Genomic DNA, 15,669 nt, shown 5'->3' with positions numbered 1-15,669 from the left:
CAGAGGATATCCGGACATGGCTCTCTTGCATGTTGAAAACCTGCGCGTCGATATCCCTCTTGGCCAGGAAACCCTGCACGCCGTTCGCGGCCTGGATTTCCATGTCGAGCGCGGCGAAATGCTGTGCATCGTCGGCGAGTCGGGATGCGGCAAATCCCTGACGTCCCTGGCGCTGATGGACCTGCTGCCGCGCAAGGCAAAACGTACCGCAACGCAACTCAGCCTGGACGGCATCGATATGCTGACCCAGAGCGAACGCCAGATGTGCGACCTGCGCGGCAACCGCCTGGCAATGATCTTCCAGGAACCCATGACCTCGCTGAACCCGGCCTACAGCATTGGCGATCAGCTTTGCGAGGTCCTGCTGCGTCACCGCAAGGTGTCGCGCAAGGATGCCATGTTGCGTGCAGGGCAGATGCTGGAAAAGGTCGGCATCAGCAATGCGGGCGAACGCCTGCGTCAATACCCGCATCAATTGTCTGGCGGCCTGCGCCAGCGGGTCATCATCGCCATGGCGTTGATGTGCGAACCCGATGTGATCATCGCTGATGAACCGACTACAGCGCTGGACGTCACCATTCAGGCGCAGATTCTGCGGCTGATTCGCGACCTTCAGAAAGAATTCGGCATGGCCGTGATCTTCATTACTCACGATCTGGGGCTGGTGGCACGTATCGCGGACCGGGTTGCGGTGATGTACGCCGGGCAAATCGTCGAGACAGCACCCGCCGTGCAGTTGTTCGAGAACCCGCAGCATCCTTATACCCGTGGCCTGCTGGCCAGTATCCCGATTCCGGGACGCACGCAACCGGGTCAGCCGCTGGGGTCGATTCCCGGTCTGGTGCCAAGCCTGGTGGGCGAACAGCAAGGCTGCGCGTTCCGCAACCGTTGCTCACAAGCGATTGAAGCCTGCGCCAGTCACGTACCGCCCGTGGAAAGCGACGACCACATGGCCCGCTGCCTGTTTGCCACTCCCGCAGCAACACCCGTCTTCCACCGGGAAGGAGCACTGTCATGAAAAAAGATATCGCTCTGGAACTCTGTGATATCCGTCGGGAATTCAAGATCAATCGAGGCTTCTTCAAGCCATCGGCCACCCTGAAAGCCGTGGATGGTGTGTCCTTGCGCCTGATGCGCGGTGAAACCCTGGGGCTGGTGGGTGAGTCCGGCTGTGGCAAGAGCACTCTGGCAAAGATGCTGCTGGGCTTGCTGCCACCGAGCAGCGGTGACGTGCTGGTCAACGGCAAACACTTGGCCGCCACCGACCGCAAGGAAATGGCGCGACGCATCCAGCCGATTTTCCAGGACCCCTACTCTTCCCTGAACCCGCGCAAGACCCTGCGTGAAATCGTCACCCTGCCAATGATCGTGCACGACATCGGCACCACGGCCGAACGCCGCAAGCGCACCGAGGAAATGCTCGATGTGGTCGGCCTGCCCAAGCGCGTGATCGACAACTATCCCAGCCAGCTTTCCGGCGGCCAGCGCCAGCGTGTGGCCATCGCCCGTGCGCTGATCATGCGCCCGGATGTGTTGATCTGCGACGAACCCACTTCGGCGTTGGACGTTTCGGTACAGGCGCAGATTCTCAACCTGTTGCAGGACCTCAAGCGTGAGTTCGGCCTGACCTATCTGCTGATCAGCCACAACCTGGCAGTGATCGAACACCTGGCAGACCGAGTCGCCGTGATGTATCTGGGCCGCATCGTCGAAGAGCGCAGCCGCGAATCGCTGTTCTCCGAGCCTGGCCATCCTTATACCCAGGCGCTGCTGGACTCGGTGCTGACACCCGACCCGCATCTGGGCATTCCCGACCTTGGCCTGCATGGCAACTTCCCCAACCCGATGTCGCCCCCGACCGGCTGCGCGTTCCATCCGCGCTGCCCAAGCAGCGGCGACACCTGCAAGCAGCACTATCCGGCCAATGCTTCCGTCAAGGGCGGAACCGTGCGCTGCCATCTTCGCGCCACCCCTCAAACCCTGGAGCTCGTTGCCTCATGAGTAGTCGCTCGAACGCTATCGAAAACGTCTGCGAACAATTCGACAACGGCGCTTTCTTCACCCTGCTGCAAAGCAGTGTCGCCTACCCGACCCAGAGCCAGGAAGCCGCCAGCCTGCCGGAACTTTATCGCTATCTGAAGGAGTTCATCACGCCGCATGTGGAGCGCCTGGGTTTCAGCGTGCAGATCCATGAAAACCCGGTGACCGGACGCGGTCCGCTGATGATCGCCACCCGTATCGAAGACCCGCAACTACCAACCCTGCTCAGCTATGGGCACGGCGATGTAGTGCGCGGTTACGACGCGCAATGGTACGAAGGGCTATCGCCCTGGCAGGTGGTCGAACGTGGTGAGCGCTGGTACGGTCGCGGCACGGCGGATAACAAGGGCCAGCACCTGATCAATCTGACCGCACTGGAGCAAACCCTCAAGGCCCGCAACGGCAAGCTGGGTTTCAATGTGAAGCTGCTGCTGGAAATGGGCGAAGAAGACGGCTCACCCGGCCTGCGTGCATTTTGCGAAAAGCACAGCGAAGCACTGGCGGCCGATATTTTCATTGCTTCCGATGGTCCGCGTCTGGCGGCGTCACGACCGACGCTGTTTCTCGGCTCGCGGGGCGTCTTCAATTTCGAGCTGAACGTGGACTTGCGTGAAGGCGCGCATCACTCCGGCAACTGGGGCGGTCTGCTGGCCAATCCGGGCATCATCCTGGCCAACGCCATCGCCAGCATGGTGGATGAAAAAGGCCGGGTGAAAGTCGCCGGACTGATGCCCAAGGCCATTCCTGAAAAAGTGCGTGAGGCCCTGGCGGATATCGAAGTGGGTGGCGGCCCTGGCGACCCGGATATCGATCCGAACTGGGGCGAGCCAGGCCTGTCCCTGAGCGAAAAGGTGTTCGGCTGGAATACCCTGGACGTGCTGGCCTTCAAGACCGGCAACCCGGAAGCGCCGGTTCACGCTATTCCCGGCAAGGCCATTGCTCACTGCCATATGCGCTTTGTCGTGGACAGCGACTACAACACGTTCATACCGGCAGTACGCGCCCACCTGGACGCTCACGGTTTCAGCAAGGTCGAGGTGAAGCAAAGCCGGATCGATGTCATGCACGCCACCCGCCTGTCACCCGACAGCCCGTGGGTTGAATGGGCGCTCGATTCGCTGGCCACCACCACCGGCAAGAAACCCGCGTTGCTGCCCAACCTCGGTGGCTCGCTGCCCAATGACGTTTTTGCAGAAGTACTTGGCCTGCCCACGGTCTGGGTGCCACATTCATACCCGGCGTGTTCGCAGCATGCTCCCAACGAACACCTGCTGGCGCCGGTGGTCAAGGAAAGCCTGCAAATCATGACAGGTCTGTTCTGGGACCTGGGCAATGATGCTGCACGCCTGACCCGCGAACATCAGGCACTGGAGAACGCCTTATGAATGAAGCTCAAAAGCAGGCCACCCAATGGCTCGCCGGACAGCACGATGCCATGGAGTCACTGCTGCAACGGCTGGTGGATACCGACTCCAACAGCTACGACAAGGCCGGCGTCGACGCGGTGGGTGAACTGCTCGCCGCCGAACTGCAGGCCGACGGCATCGGCGTCGAACGTATCGCCATCGAGAACTTTGGCGATGTCCTGCTGGCCGAACTGCCCGGTGGTCCGGGCAAGCCGGTCCTGCTGCTGGGGCATCGCGACACGGTTTTCCCCAAAGGCACCACCGCCACTCGCGGCTATTCCAAGGATGACAAACTGGCCTACGGCCCGGGCGTGGCGGACATGAAAGGCGGGCTGGTGCTCAACTGCTTCGCCCTCAAGGCCCTGAAACGCCTGCCACCGTTGCCGTTTCCGGTACAGATTCTCTATACCGGCGATGAAGAGATCGGTTCGGGCAGTGCCCGTGTTCATATCGAACGTCATGCCCGTGCAGCCCAGGCCGTGCTCAACCCGGAACCGGGACGCGCCAGCGGCAACGTGGTCAGCGCACGCAAAGGGGGCGCCACGCTGATCATCGAAGTCAGCGGCCGCGCCGCACATTCGGGGGTCAATCATGCCGACGGCGCCAGCGCAATCCAGGCACTGGCGCACAAGATCATCAAACTGCATGCCTTGACCGACTATGCGGCAGGCATCACCACCAATGTCGGTTTGATTGCTGGCGGCACTTCCAGCAATACCGTCGCCCCCAGCGCCACGGCAAAGCTCGATGTGCGCTTTGTGGAACTCAGGCAATGGGATGAAATTCTCGCGGCCATCCAGGCCATTGTCGACGAAGAGGAACTGCCGGGCACCTCGGCGCGTCTGCTGGAAGCCACCACCTTTTTGCCCATGGAGGCCCGGCACAGCACCGACCTGCTGCGTCTTTATCAGCAACAGGCGACCGAACTGGGCTTCATCGTGGAAGGCGAATTCACCGGCGGCTGCGCCGACTCAGGGTTTACCGCCAGCCTGGGTATCCCGACCCTGTGTGGATTGGGGCCGGTCGGCGGCAAGGTGCATACCGATCGCGAATACCTGGAACTGGCGACCCTGGTTCCAAGAGGCCAGGCACTGGTCGCGACCATTCTGGCGCTGAATGAATCATCCGCCCCTACACCAACCCCGTAGGAGCGAATTCATTCGCGAAAAGCCCACCGCTTATTCCAAGGACTGCCCCTATGCCTCACTCCGACCTGCTCATCAAACCCGCCACCGAACTGCGCGCCCTGATCGGCAATAAACAGCTTTCCCCCGTCGAGCTGCTGGACGCCTGCATCCAGCGAATCGAAACCCTGAACCCGAAGATCAACGCCTTTTCCGCCACCTGTTTCGAGCGGGCCCGCAAGGAAGCGGTAGAGGCAGAACAGGCGGTGATGCAAGGCAAGCCGCTGGGGTTGCTGCATGGCCTGCCCATCGGCATCAAGGACCTGGAGGAAACCGCCGACGTCCTGACCACTTACGGCTCGTCACTGTTTCGCGACAACGTGCCCAGCCGTGACAACCTCTTCGTGACCCGTCTGCGCAGCGCCGGGGCAATCATGGTCGGCAAGACCAACGTCCCGGAAATGGGCGCAGGAGCCAACACCCGCAATGTGGTCTGGGGCGCCACCGGCAACCCCTTCGACCCGAACCTGAACGCGGGCGGTTCATCGGGCGGTTCGGCTGCTGCGCTGGCGGTGGATATGGTGCCGCTGTGCAGCGGCTCCGACACCGGCGGCTCATTGCGTATTCCCGCTGCACTGTGCGGCATCGTTGGCCTGCGGCCCTCACCGGGTCTGGTACCCAGCGAGCGCAAGAAGCTGGGCTGGACCCCGATTTCAGTGGTCGGCCCCATGGGCCGAACTGTGGCCGATACCTTGCTGCAACTGCGGGCATCGGCAGGTCTGGGCCAGTCCGACCCGTTGAGCTATACCGTCGACAACGACGAGTTTGCGCCCCGCTCCATCGACCTGAGCCAGTTGCGCGTCGGTTACAGCGAAGACTTTGGCAGTTGCGCCGTGGATAACGAAATCCGCGCTGTGTTCCGGGCAAAAATCAATGCCATCAAGCACCTGTTCAAGTCCTGCGAGGCCATCGACCTGAATCTGGAAAGCGCCCATCGCACCTTCGACGTGTTGCGCGCCGAAGCCTTCGTCGCTGGTCTTCAGGATGCCCATGACCGCGATCCGGACGCACTTGGCCCCAACACCCGCGCCAACTATGAAATGGGCGCGGCCATGTCGTTGCAGGATTGCGTCAAGGCCCATGGAGAACAGAGCCGCATCTTCCGCAGCTTCCAGCAACAGTTCGAGCGCTATGACCTGATCCTCGCCCCCACCACACCGGTTTCGCCCTTCCCGTGGACCGAGCTGTACCTGCGAGAAGTCAATGGCGTGCCGCTGGACAACTACTATCGCTGGCTGGCGCTGTGCTACACCATCACCCTGACCACCAACCCTGCTGTCTCGATCCCCTGTGGCCTGGACCACAAGGGCATGCCGTTCGGTCTGCAAGTGATTGGCGGTTTCCGGGGCGATGCCGTCTTGATGGCCTGCGCCCAGGCGCTCGAACAGGCCACCGCAGGCGACCCTCGCCTGTCACGTCCGCGCCCGGACCTGCAAAAGCTGATGGATTCGGCGGTGGATCTGACCCATATCGTCACTCATCCACCGATCTATGGTGGATCGAGCACGCTCAAGCCGGATATCGGGGCAATGTGATAGGCATGGCCGGGTCCAGAGCGCCATAATGCCCGGCCATCCCCCAAGGAGCTTGAATCTGTGGCCGTTTCCCAAGCCATCCTGCCGATATTTCTGTTGATCGTCCTGGGTTACGTGCTGGGACGCCGCAAAGCACTCACTCCCGATAGCACCAAGGCCTTGAGCAATCTGGCCTTCAAGCTGTTCATGCCCATGGTGCTGTTTACCGGCATGGCCAAGGCGCCACTGCACGATGGTCTGGATATCCGGATACTGGCAGCCTACTTCGTACCCGCATTGATGGTGTTTGCGCTGGTCAATCTGGTGAACCACCGCTTTGCCGGCAAACCGACGCCCTTCGGCCTGACGGCGAGCTTTTCCAATAACGTGCTGATCGGCATTCCGATGATCGCCGGTCTGTTCGGCAATCCCGGGCTGGTCCTGCTGTTTACCGTGATTGCCGTTCACAGCCTGTTGCTGTTCAGCTTCCAGAGCCTGTACGACAGTTTTGCGGGCAACGAACCGTTCAATTCGCGCTCTTTGATTGCGAGCCTGGCGAACCCGATGATCATTGGCCTGTTGCTGGGCGTGGCGCTGAACCTGTCGGGCCTTGTATTACCGGACTGGGCGGACCACCTCACCACATGGCTGGCCCAGGCTGCCCTGCCCTGCGCATTGATCGTGCTGGGTGCCAACCTTTCCAGCTACCGGCTGACACCCAGCGCCGAGGCCTTGGGTATCACTTTCGCCAAACTGGCGCTGATGCCGCTGCTGGTGTTGCTGGCCTGTATCGTGCTGGGCATAGAAGGCATGCCACGGGCGGTGCTGGTGCTGATGGCTGCCGGACCGTCCGGGGTCAATGTGCTGGGTTTTGCCCGGACCGTGTCGGACGTCCAGAAAACCAGCTCGGCGATTTGCCTGACCACCATTCTGTCGGCGGGGACATTGCCGTTGTGGATGTGGATCGGGACACTGTTTTAAACATCTGTGTAGGAGCGAATTCATTCGCGAATTGTCATTTTCGCGAATGAATTCGCTCCTACCGGGGATCAGACAGCCACCGCCTCCACCTTGCGATGCTTCTCGTACAGGAAGCTCAGCACTGCATGGCGATACTGGTTGTACAGCGGGTCATCGGCCATGGCGATGCGGTTGCGCGGGCGCGGCAGGTCGATCTTGAGGATTTCGCCAATGGTCGCCGACGGGCCATTGGTCATCATCACGATACGATCGGAAAGCAGCACCGCTTCGTCCACGTCATGGGTAATCATCAGCACCGTGTTCTGCAACTCGCTCTGGATTCGCATCACCTCATCCTGCAAGTGCGCACGAGTCAGTGCATCCAGTGCGCCGAAGGGTTCGTCCAGCAGCAGGACCTTGGGTTGCATGGCCAGTGCGCGAGCAATACCGACCCGTTGCTTCATACCGCCGGATACTTCACTCGGGCGCTTGTGCAGAGCATGACTCATGCTGACCATGTCCAGGTTATACAACACCCACTCATGACGCTCGGCCTTGCTTTTGCTGTGCTTGAACACCTTGTCGACCGCCAGCGCCACGTTCTCGTAGACCGTCAGCCAGGGCAGCAGCGAATGGTTCTGGAACACCAGACTGCGATCCGGGCCCGGTGCGCGAACCTCCTTGCCATCCAGGATCACCGCACCGCTGGTGGATTCGGTCAACCCGGCCACAATGTTCAACACCGTCGACTTGCCGCAGCCCGAGTGGCCGATGATCGAGATGTACTCGCCCCGTGCCACATCCAGATTGACGCCGGTCAGGACCTGGCTGGCAACCCCGTCGCGCTCGAAGGTCTTGCTGACTTTTTCGATGCTCAGATACTTGTCTTGCGCATTCATGTGCATGCTCCTTAACCGGCCGATGTGCCGCGAGTGACGAGATGACCGACAAAGGCCACCAACCGGTCGAGTAGAAACCCGACGACACCGACGTAGATCAGCGCCAGGATGATGTCGCTGATGCGCGAGGCGTTCCACGCATCCCAGATGAAGAAGCCGATACCCACGCCACCGATCAACATCTCGGCGGCAATGATCGCCAGCCATGACAGACCGACACCAATGCGCAGGCCGGAGAAGATATAAGGCGCCGCGGCAGGCAGCATGATCTTGCAGAAGTACTCCACGCCATTGAGACGCAGGACCTTGGCCACGTTGCGGTAGTCCTCGGGAATGTTGCGCACGCCCACCGAGGTATTGATGATGATCGGCCAGATCGCGGTGATGAAAATCACGAAGATCGCGGACGGATGGCTGTCCTTGAAACCGGCCAGCGACAGCGGCAGCCAGGCCAGTGGCGGAACCGTACGCAGGATCTGGAACAGTGGGTCCAGAGCACGCATGGCCCAGGCCGACTGACCGATCAATACCCCGAAACTGATCCCGGCGATGACTGCCAGCGTATAGCCGTAGGCAACACGTTGCAGGCTGGCGAGCAGTTGCCAGGCCATGCCCTTGTCATTGCCACCGTTGTCATAGAACGGATGAATGATCAGTTCCCAGGTTTCATGGATGACCTGAGTCGGCGGCGGCAAGGCCGCGCCCTTCCCGCTGCAGAGCATTTGCCACAGCAACAGAAACAGGGCACCCACCACCAGCGGCGGCAATACACTCTGCATCAGAAACTGACGCAGGTTCTTGAATCTGGCAGGCCAGCGACTGGCAGGCTTGCCGGTGACAGACACGGGCGTTCCCGCGGCCTTGAAGCTTTTACTTTCAGCGTTCATCGATTTCTCCCAAGCGAGTGGCCACGATCAAGACAGTGCCTTGATGGTCTGGCTGTCCAGATAGGCCTGCGGGTTTTGCGGATCAAAGGTCTTGCCATCGAAGAACGTCTCGATGCCACGCGAGGTGGAGGCCGGAATCTGTGCCGCTGGTACGTTCAACTCAGCCGCTGCCTTGCGCCAGATGTCTTCGCGGTTGACCTTGTCGACCAGCGCCTGGCTGTCGAAACCTTGCGGCAGGTAACCCCAGCGTTTGTTCTCGGTCAGGAACCACAGGTCATGGCTCTTGAACGGATAGGACGCGAACTCGTTCCAGTAGCGCATCAGGAACGGGCTGTTTTCCACAACCTTGCCGGTGCCGTAGTCGAAGTTGCCTTTCATGCGCTGCACGATGTCTTCGTAAGGCGCATTGATCCAGCGGCGCTTGGCGCAGATCTGAGCGACCTCTTCCTTGTTTTCCGGCTGGTCGCAGAACATCTGCGCTTCCATCACAGCCTTGAGCAAGGCCTTGGCCGAGTTGGGGTTGGCGTCTACATAATCGGCACGCAACGCCAGGGCCTTTTCCGGGTGGTTGTTCCAGATCTCGCCGGTGGTGTTGGCCGTGTAACCGATTTTCTGGTTGACCAGTTGTCCGTTCCACGGCTCGCCCACACAGAAACTGTCCATGCTGCCGACTTTCATGTTGGCGACCATTTGCGGTGGCGGCACGACGATGGTCGACAGGTCCTTGTTCGGGTCGATGCCACCTGCCGCCAGCCAGTAGCGCATCCACAGGTCATGGGTGCCGCCGGGGAAGGTCATCGCGGCGTTGAGGCTCTTGCCTGCCGCTTTCTTGGCAGCCAGGGCGGCCTTGAAAGGTGACGAGTCGAGGCCCAGCTTCAGGTCAGCGTATTCGCTACCCACGGAAATGCACTGACCGCCGACGTTCAGACGGGCCAGGATGTACATCGGAACCGGCCGGTTGTTGGGCGTGATCTTGCCTGCGGCGATCAGATAAGGCATCGGCGTCAGGATGTGCGCGCCGTCGATGCCGTTGCTGGCCGATCCCAGGACCAGGTTGTCGCGTGTCGTTCCCCAGGAGGACTGTTTCAGCACTTCGACGCCGGTCATGCCGTACTTGGCAAACAGCCCTTTCTCGTCGGCAACGAACAGTGGCGCGGCATCGGTCAGGGCGATGAAACCCAGCTTGGCGGTGGTGGTTTCCAGACCATCGGTGCCAGCGGCCCAGACCACGGACTGCAAGCCCGGCGGCAGAATACTCAGTGCCGCGCCGCCACCCAGCAAGCCCAGTGACTGTTTGAGGAAAGACCGCCGAGGCGCATTTTGCGGGCTGTCTTGCTCAAGGCTATCTGGCTTCTCGTCCATATCGTTCCCCCAAAAACACGCATAAAAAAACGGCGTACACACGCTCCAGGCCTTTGCCGATGAACGTGTGGACGCCGTTGTCCGGAATTCGCTTATGTGCCGCGGTCTTCGTCTGGAAGCACCCGGCTTGCATAACCTGCAAAGCAGTTTGCATGCCAGCTTTGCGGCAGCCATGAACCGCGTGGGTTGTAGCGAAGATGAAGCGTCTGGATCGCTGTCCACCGCCGGAGCGTTTCGCACAGTAGTGGGGCGCTGCCTGCGCCGATTGCCCGGCGCAAGTGCATAAGGCTCAATGTCGCTTGCGTGGTGCCGGACGAGCTGCGGCGAAGGCAAGCAGGGTCTGGGAGACATCAACCATACGCTGGCCGCGCTCCATTGCCGACTGGCGCAGACGCTCGTAGGCTTGGCCTTCGCTCAACTGATGTTCGTCCATCAACAAGCGCTTGGCACGCTCGATCAACTTGCGCTCATTAAGGGCTTGTCGTGCCTCTTCAAGCTCATCGTTGGCGCTCAGCAGGCGCTGGGTCTGGGACTGCAACAGATCCAGAACCGAACGCCCCAGATGCGGCCCAAGGCCATCAGCTGGCGGACTGTCCATATCGATAGCCTGGACACTGAACAGCCGCGCCTGATCGACACTGCCCTCAGCTTCCAGACTCACCAGACGGGTCAACAATTGTCGATGGTTGTCCAGATCGGCGCGAGCCTGCTTGATGCTCTCCTGACAACGGACCAGAAGTCCGTCAGCCAGATAGATCTCGATATCGCGCATGGCATCGATGCGCAGGGTATTGAGGTCGAACCACACCTCCGAAAGCATCGAATCGACTTTCTCGGCCTCGGAGGTCTTCAACGCTACCCCCCGCAGACGCCCGAGTTGCGCCACGCAATCGCTGCTTTCCTGATTGCGCCACAAACGCCGGGCATCGTCGTCGGCGAACTGGATGAAGGTCTGGAAACAGCGCTCCTGGCTCTGGACCAGATGTTCCAGGCGATCATGGGCAGCCGCATCGAAATAACCTGCCAGAAAGCCACCTACGCCACAGGCACGCTCCTGCCCTGCCAGTTCCTTGCCCTGCATGAAATTGAACATCGCCACCAGAACGCGGGTAACCACCGGGTCGATGGCAGTGTCAGCGGCCTCGAATACAACCGCCAGCAAGCCACCGATCAGACGGCTCAACACCATGGTGGCGTCCTGAGGCGTCAGCCGCTGCTCGCGAATGCGTCGCCGCAAACCCGGCAGTTCATCCAGCCCATGCATGACATAGGCAATGCGGTTAAACAGGCGGGCACGGTCGGATGCACTGGCCGCGTCCAGATCGATGCGCTCGAAACAGACCAGGACCCGAGCTTCTATAGTCTTGGCTTCGGCGGTCAGCACATCGAGTTGGGTCAGATGATGGGCCTTGCCGCTGCCCAGATACATATTGGAATAACCACGCTCACGTTGCAGGGCATGCACCAGTTGGCCGACCTGGGTCACCATCTGGCAGGTAGACGCCAATCCTTCCAGGCCTTCCAGTTCGCTGCGGCGCGCAGCCAACATGAAACGCAACGCTGCGGGCATGTTTTTATCAGTCATGGAATAGCTTCACGGGTGGAGTTAGGGGTCTCCATGCAAAAGCGGGTCCATGCCCGGGAACGGATCGCGGCCAAGGCCCCTCCCACAATCTGTGGGAGGGGCCTTGGCCGCGACAGCAATCATGACTGCTTGATGAAATCCAGCAGATAGCCGTTGATCTCATCGATCAATGTCGTACACATGCCATGGGAAGCACCGGGGATGATTTTCAGCACCGAACCTCGGACCAGCTCTGCGCTTTTGATGGCAGAAGCGGAAATGGGTACGATCTGGTCGTCATCGCCATGCAGGATCAAGGTAGGAACATCGAATTTCTTCAGGTCTTCGGTGAAATCGGTTTCAGAAAACGCCTTGATGCAATCCAGTTGGCCCTTGATCGAACCCAGCATGCCAATTGCCCAGAACGTATCGATGGTGCCCTGGGAAACGTCGGCACCTTCACGATTGAAACCATAGAACGGTGTCGCCAGATCCTTGAAGAATTGCGAGCGATTGGCCGTCACGCCCTCGCGGATACCATCGAACACATCAATGGGCAGGCCCTCGGGATTCTCCGGTGTCTTGAGCATGATCGGCGGCACAGCACCAATCAGCACAGCCTTGGCAACCCGCTCCGTACCGTGGCGGCCAATATAGCGGGCGACTTCGCCGCCGCCTGTGGAGTGGCCGACAAGAATAGCGTCCGTCAGGTCCAGCGCCTCGAACAGTTCGGCCAGATCGTCGGCGTAGGTGTCCATTTCATTACCGTCCCAAGGCTGGCTTGAACGGCCATGGCCACGCCGATCGTGGGCAATGACGCGATAGCCGAGGCGGCCCAGGAAGTTCATCTGGGCATCCCAGGCGTCGGCATCCAGCGGCCAGCCATGGGAAAACACTATCGGTTGCCCGGTGCCCCAATCCTTGTAATAGATCTCGGTGCCATCTTTGACTTTCAACAGGCTCATAAACATCAATCCTCATGTTATGCAGCAGTGACAGGAACAAGGACGACATTCGAGCGACGTAATACGCAATCGACGCATCGAAGGTGTGGGAATTGAGACTAGACCTGAATAAGGGCACAGCCTTGTATAGGTGTGCCCTACTGGACCGGTGGTTCGGTCAGGCGGGTTCGCGCTGGCTGTCGATGTAGCGGATGAGGTTGCTGACGGTCTGTTGCAGGTCGCCGGAGTTATCCAGCAGGAACACGGAAGGGTTACTGGCCAGTACATTCACGGCAAAGGCAGCATTGCGCTCCAGCCTTGCCTCGATTTCCGGGACTGACTCACGTCCTCGTAGCAGCAGACGCTGACGCAAGACCTGCTGATCAACGGTCAACAGCACCGCCAGCAGATTCGGGTAACGCACCAGCGCCTGTTGCAGATGAGCCCTTGAACCGTTGATAAGCACGTTATGCCCTTCAAGCAGCCACTGCTCTATCTCTTTGGGAATGCCGTAATGCAGACCATTGGCCTGCCAGCTCAAGGCGAAGGCGCCCTGCTCGCGCATGCTCTCGAACTGCTCGACGCTGACGGCCTGAGCCGCCTCGCCAACAGCTTCGGCAGAACGGGTGATGACCCGCCGCACGATCCGGCAACCGTTGCGGGTCAATGTTTCCCGTGCGGCATCCAGCAGGCTGTCCTTGCCTGAGCCGGACGGCCCGATGAGATAGATCAACCTGCCCACCATCAAAACACCCTCGCCAGACTTTGCGGGTAACGGCAGGCCGTGGTGAGCGATTCACACCACGGCCAGTAAAAGACTGGCCGGATGATAATCGTTCAAGGGGACTTTCAGTAGCTTCTTTTACCCGATCAGATGCGGAAGCTGCCGACCAGTTGCTGTAGGCGAGCCGCCTGCTCTTCCAGCAGGTTGCAGGCATCCAGGGTCAACCGGAGGTTATCGACGCCCTGCTGGTTGAGGGTGTTGATATGCGTGATATCGACGTTGATCGATTCCACAACGGCGGTCTGCTCTTCGGTTGCGGTCGCGACCGACTGGTTCATGCCGTTGATTTCATCGATACGTCGAGTAACGCTGCCCAGACGCTCGCCAGCACGGTTGGCAATGCTCACGCTGTCCTCGCTCTGACGCTGGCTTTCGGTCATGTTCGCCACCGCCTCGCGGGCACCGACCTGCAGCTCTTCGATCATGGTCTGCACTTGCTGGGCAGAATCCTGAGTCCTGTGCGCCAGGTTGCGGACTTCATCGGCTACCACCGCAAAGCCACGGCCCGCTTCACCTGCGCGAGCCGCTTCGATGGCAGCGTTGAGCGCCAGCAGGTTGGTCTGCTGGGAAATGCTGGTGATCACTTCGAGAATCTGCCCGATATTGGCGGTCTTGCCATTGAGGCTCTCGATGTTGACGCACGACTCGCTGATCTTGCCGGACAGTTCGTTCATCGCCGCAATGGTTTGCTGCACGACGCTCTGGCCTTCACCGGCCAGATCGCTGGCATCGCTGGACTGCTGCGAAGTACGGGCAGCGTTCTGGGCGATTTCATGGGCGGCTGCGCCCAGTTGGTTGATCGCGGCAGCAACACTTTCGGTACGGTTGGATTGCTGATCGGAGTTGGTCATGGATGAGTTGGAAGCCTTGACCACTCGCGTTGCCACTTCACCCAGTTGCCCGGCAGTGGAAGCCACTTCGCGAATCGATGTGTGGATACGCTCGACGAAGTGGTTGAAGGATTGCGCCAGCTCACCGAACTCATCCTGAGAGGTAATGGCCAGTCGCTTGGTCAGATCGCCTTCACCGTCCGCAATGTCACGCATGGCGCGGCCCATCTGATGCAGCGGCTGCATCAGCACACGAATCAGCAGGCCCAGCAGCAGGATGATCACCAGCACGACCACGCCCATGGCGGTGATCGCCGAAGTGCGGAACTCGCTCAGCATCGCGTAGGCCGCATCCTGGTCCAGCACCAGGGCAACATACCAGTTCGCTGTTGCGATGCCTTGAACCGGCGTGAAGGAAATGATCTCGGACTTGCCGCCGGACTCGATCTCGCTGGCCCCGGCCACGACCTTTGGCGTATTGGTCGGATAGGCTTCGCTGATGTTCTTGAGGACCAGCTTGCTGTCCGGATGAATCAGGATCTTGCCATCGGCGCTGACAATGAACGCATAGCCATGCCCGCCGAAATTGAGGGAGTTGATGGTCTTGCTGATGCTGTCCAGGGAAATGTCCGCCCCCGCAACACCTGCAAACTGGTTCTGGATCTTGACCGGAGTCGCCAGGGTGACTACCAGCTTGCCCGAGGAAGCGGCAATGTAGGGTTCGGTGACGATGACGCCAGGAGCATTCTGTGCGGCCTTGTACCAGCCACGGGCGCGCGGATCGTAATCGGCGGCGCGGTTGCCGGCAGGAATGGAAAACATGACGCCTTCGGTGCTGCCGAAATAGCTGAGCTGAAAGTTCTCGCTGTACGCCTGCAAACCGATTGCCCGCTGCAATTGAGGCAGCGTCTTGCCATCGGCGGAAATCTGCTGACCCATCGATTGCAGCAGATGCGAACGGCTCTCCAGCCAAGTCTGAATGTTTTGTGTCGTCAGGCTGCCTAACTGCTGCAATTCGGACAAGACATTGGATTTCAAAGTTTGGCGCTGTCGATAGTCGTTTATGACAATAAACGCACTAAACGCGACAACCACAATCAACGCGGCAGCCAGCAGAATTTTCTTGCTGAAACCTAAACTTTTCATCATGAGGGATACTTCCATGCAAAAACCAAAACGGAGATATAGCGATCACCAGAAAAGCCTGACAACTGTGTCGTTTTTTACGAACCAGGGGGATTGACAAAAACCGCTGTTAGTCAGTAGGCACGTACAATCTGGAAAGCTTTCAGCAA

14 protein-coding genes and 1 pseudogene are annotated in these 15,669 nt (G+C 59.9%); 7 read left to right on the top strand and 8 right to left on the bottom strand.

Annotated elements, in window-relative coordinates; genetic code table 11:
- The first annotated feature begins 16 nt into the window (after nt 1-16).
- From Q6A51_RS01005 to Q6A51_RS00980, 6 genes are read left to right on the top strand one after another with little or no spacing between them, the layout of a single operon-like run.
- Nucleotides 17-1,018: an ABC transporter ATP-binding protein gene (locus tag Q6A51_RS01005; RefSeq protein ID WP_201003034.1), complete on the top strand. Its 1,002-nt coding sequence runs from the start codon at nt 17-19 to the stop codon at nt 1,016-1,018.
- The gene (locus tag Q6A51_RS01000; RefSeq protein ID WP_304573907.1) at nt 1,015-2,001 is read left to right on the top strand and encodes an ABC transporter ATP-binding protein; all 987 of its coding nucleotides are present in this window, start codon (nt 1,015-1,017) and stop codon (nt 1,999-2,001) included. Before Q6A51_RS01005 ends, Q6A51_RS01000 begins: the two co-directional genes overlap by 4 nt.
- Nucleotides 1,998-3,425: a M20 family metallopeptidase gene (locus Q6A51_RS00995; RefSeq protein ID WP_304573906.1), complete on the top strand. Its 1,428-nt coding sequence runs from the start codon at nt 1,998-2,000 to the stop codon at nt 3,423-3,425. The genes Q6A51_RS01000 and Q6A51_RS00995 overlap by 4 nt, the downstream gene beginning before the upstream one ends.
- Complete coding sequence (locus Q6A51_RS00990; RefSeq protein ID WP_304573905.1) at nt 3,422-4,594, top strand: M20 family metallopeptidase; 1,173 nt, start codon at nt 3,422-3,424, stop codon at nt 4,592-4,594. Before Q6A51_RS00995 ends, Q6A51_RS00990 begins: the two co-directional genes overlap by 4 nt.
- A 50-nt stretch (nt 4,595-4,644) precedes the next feature.
- Nucleotides 4,645-6,165, top strand: coding sequence for an amidase (locus tag Q6A51_RS00985; protein ID WP_304573904.1), 1,521 nt, complete (start codon nt 4,645-4,647; stop codon nt 6,163-6,165).
- A gap of 60 nt (nt 6,166-6,225) precedes the next feature.
- Nucleotides 6,226-7,125 (top strand): AEC family transporter, encoded by a 900-nt coding sequence (locus Q6A51_RS00980; protein WP_304573903.1) that lies wholly within the window; start codon nt 6,226-6,228, stop codon nt 7,123-7,125.
- Between the two features lie 68 nt (nt 7,126-7,193).
- Here Q6A51_RS00980 and Q6A51_RS00975 read toward each other — a convergent pair whose 3' ends face one another.
- Genes Q6A51_RS00975 through Q6A51_RS00965 form a run of 3 tightly spaced genes read right to left on the bottom strand, consistent with a single transcriptional unit; the run spans nt 7,194 to nt 10,252 of the window.
- Nucleotides 7,194-8,003 carry an ABC transporter ATP-binding protein gene (locus tag Q6A51_RS00975; RefSeq protein ID WP_201003046.1) on the bottom strand — a complete coding sequence of 270 codons (810 nt, stop codon included), beginning with the start codon at nt 8,001-8,003 and terminating at the stop codon, nt 7,194-7,196.
- A gap of 11 nt (nt 8,004-8,014) precedes the next feature.
- Nucleotides 8,015-8,890, bottom strand: coding sequence for a nitrate ABC transporter permease (gene ntrB, locus Q6A51_RS00970; RefSeq protein WP_201003048.1), 876 nt, complete (start codon nt 8,888-8,890; stop codon nt 8,015-8,017).
- Between the two features lie 27 nt (nt 8,891-8,917).
- A complete protein-coding gene (locus tag Q6A51_RS00965) occupies nt 8,918-10,252 on the bottom strand; it encodes a CmpA/NrtA family ABC transporter substrate-binding protein (protein ID WP_201017690.1) in 1,335 nt (444 codons plus the stop codon).
- 94 nt (nt 10,253-10,346) lie between these two features.
- Between Q6A51_RS00965 and Q6A51_RS00960 the strand changes: the two genes are divergently transcribed.
- The gene (locus tag Q6A51_RS00960) at nt 10,347-10,538 is read left to right on the top strand and encodes a hypothetical protein (RefSeq protein WP_201017691.1); all 192 of its coding nucleotides are present in this window, start codon (nt 10,347-10,349) and stop codon (nt 10,536-10,538) included.
- Between the two features lie 3 nt (nt 10,539-10,541).
- Here the strand turns inward: Q6A51_RS00960 and Q6A51_RS00955 are convergent, their stop codons facing one another.
- From Q6A51_RS00955 to Q6A51_RS27380, 5 genes and pseudogenes are all read right to left on the bottom strand, one after another.
- Nucleotides 10,542-11,837, bottom strand: a complete 1,296-nt coding sequence (locus Q6A51_RS00955) for a nitrate regulatory protein (protein ID WP_201017692.1) — start codon at nt 11,835-11,837, stop codon at nt 10,542-10,544.
- Between the two features lie 119 nt (nt 11,838-11,956).
- The gene (locus tag Q6A51_RS00950; RefSeq protein ID WP_304573902.1) at nt 11,957-12,781 is read right to left on the bottom strand and encodes an alpha/beta fold hydrolase; all 825 of its coding nucleotides are present in this window, start codon (nt 12,779-12,781) and stop codon (nt 11,957-11,959) included.
- 157 nt (nt 12,782-12,938) lie between these two features.
- Nucleotides 12,939-13,505, bottom strand: a complete 567-nt coding sequence (gene phnN, locus Q6A51_RS00945) for a phosphonate metabolism protein/1,5-bisphosphokinase (PRPP-forming) PhnN (RefSeq protein WP_304573901.1) — start codon at nt 13,503-13,505, stop codon at nt 12,939-12,941.
- Nucleotides 13,506-13,630: 125 nt separating this feature from the next.
- Entirely contained in the window at nt 13,631-14,395 is a 765-nt protein-coding gene (locus Q6A51_RS27385) for a methyl-accepting chemotaxis protein (protein WP_374063376.1), read from the bottom strand.
- Nucleotides 14,396-14,488: 93 nt separating this feature from the next.
- Nucleotides 14,489-15,520, bottom strand: a pseudogene (locus tag Q6A51_RS27380) (HAMP domain-containing protein); the annotation flags it as partial.
- Nucleotides 15,521-15,669: the final 149 nt, after the last annotated feature.

This window comes from Pseudomonas serbiensis (assembly GCF_030580745.1).
Lineage (GTDB): Bacteria > Pseudomonadota > Gammaproteobacteria > Pseudomonadales > Pseudomonadaceae > Aquipseudomonas > Aquipseudomonas serbiensis.
Note: the sequence above shows the minus strand (reverse complement) of the source record. Positions and strands in the feature narration are given on the sequence as shown.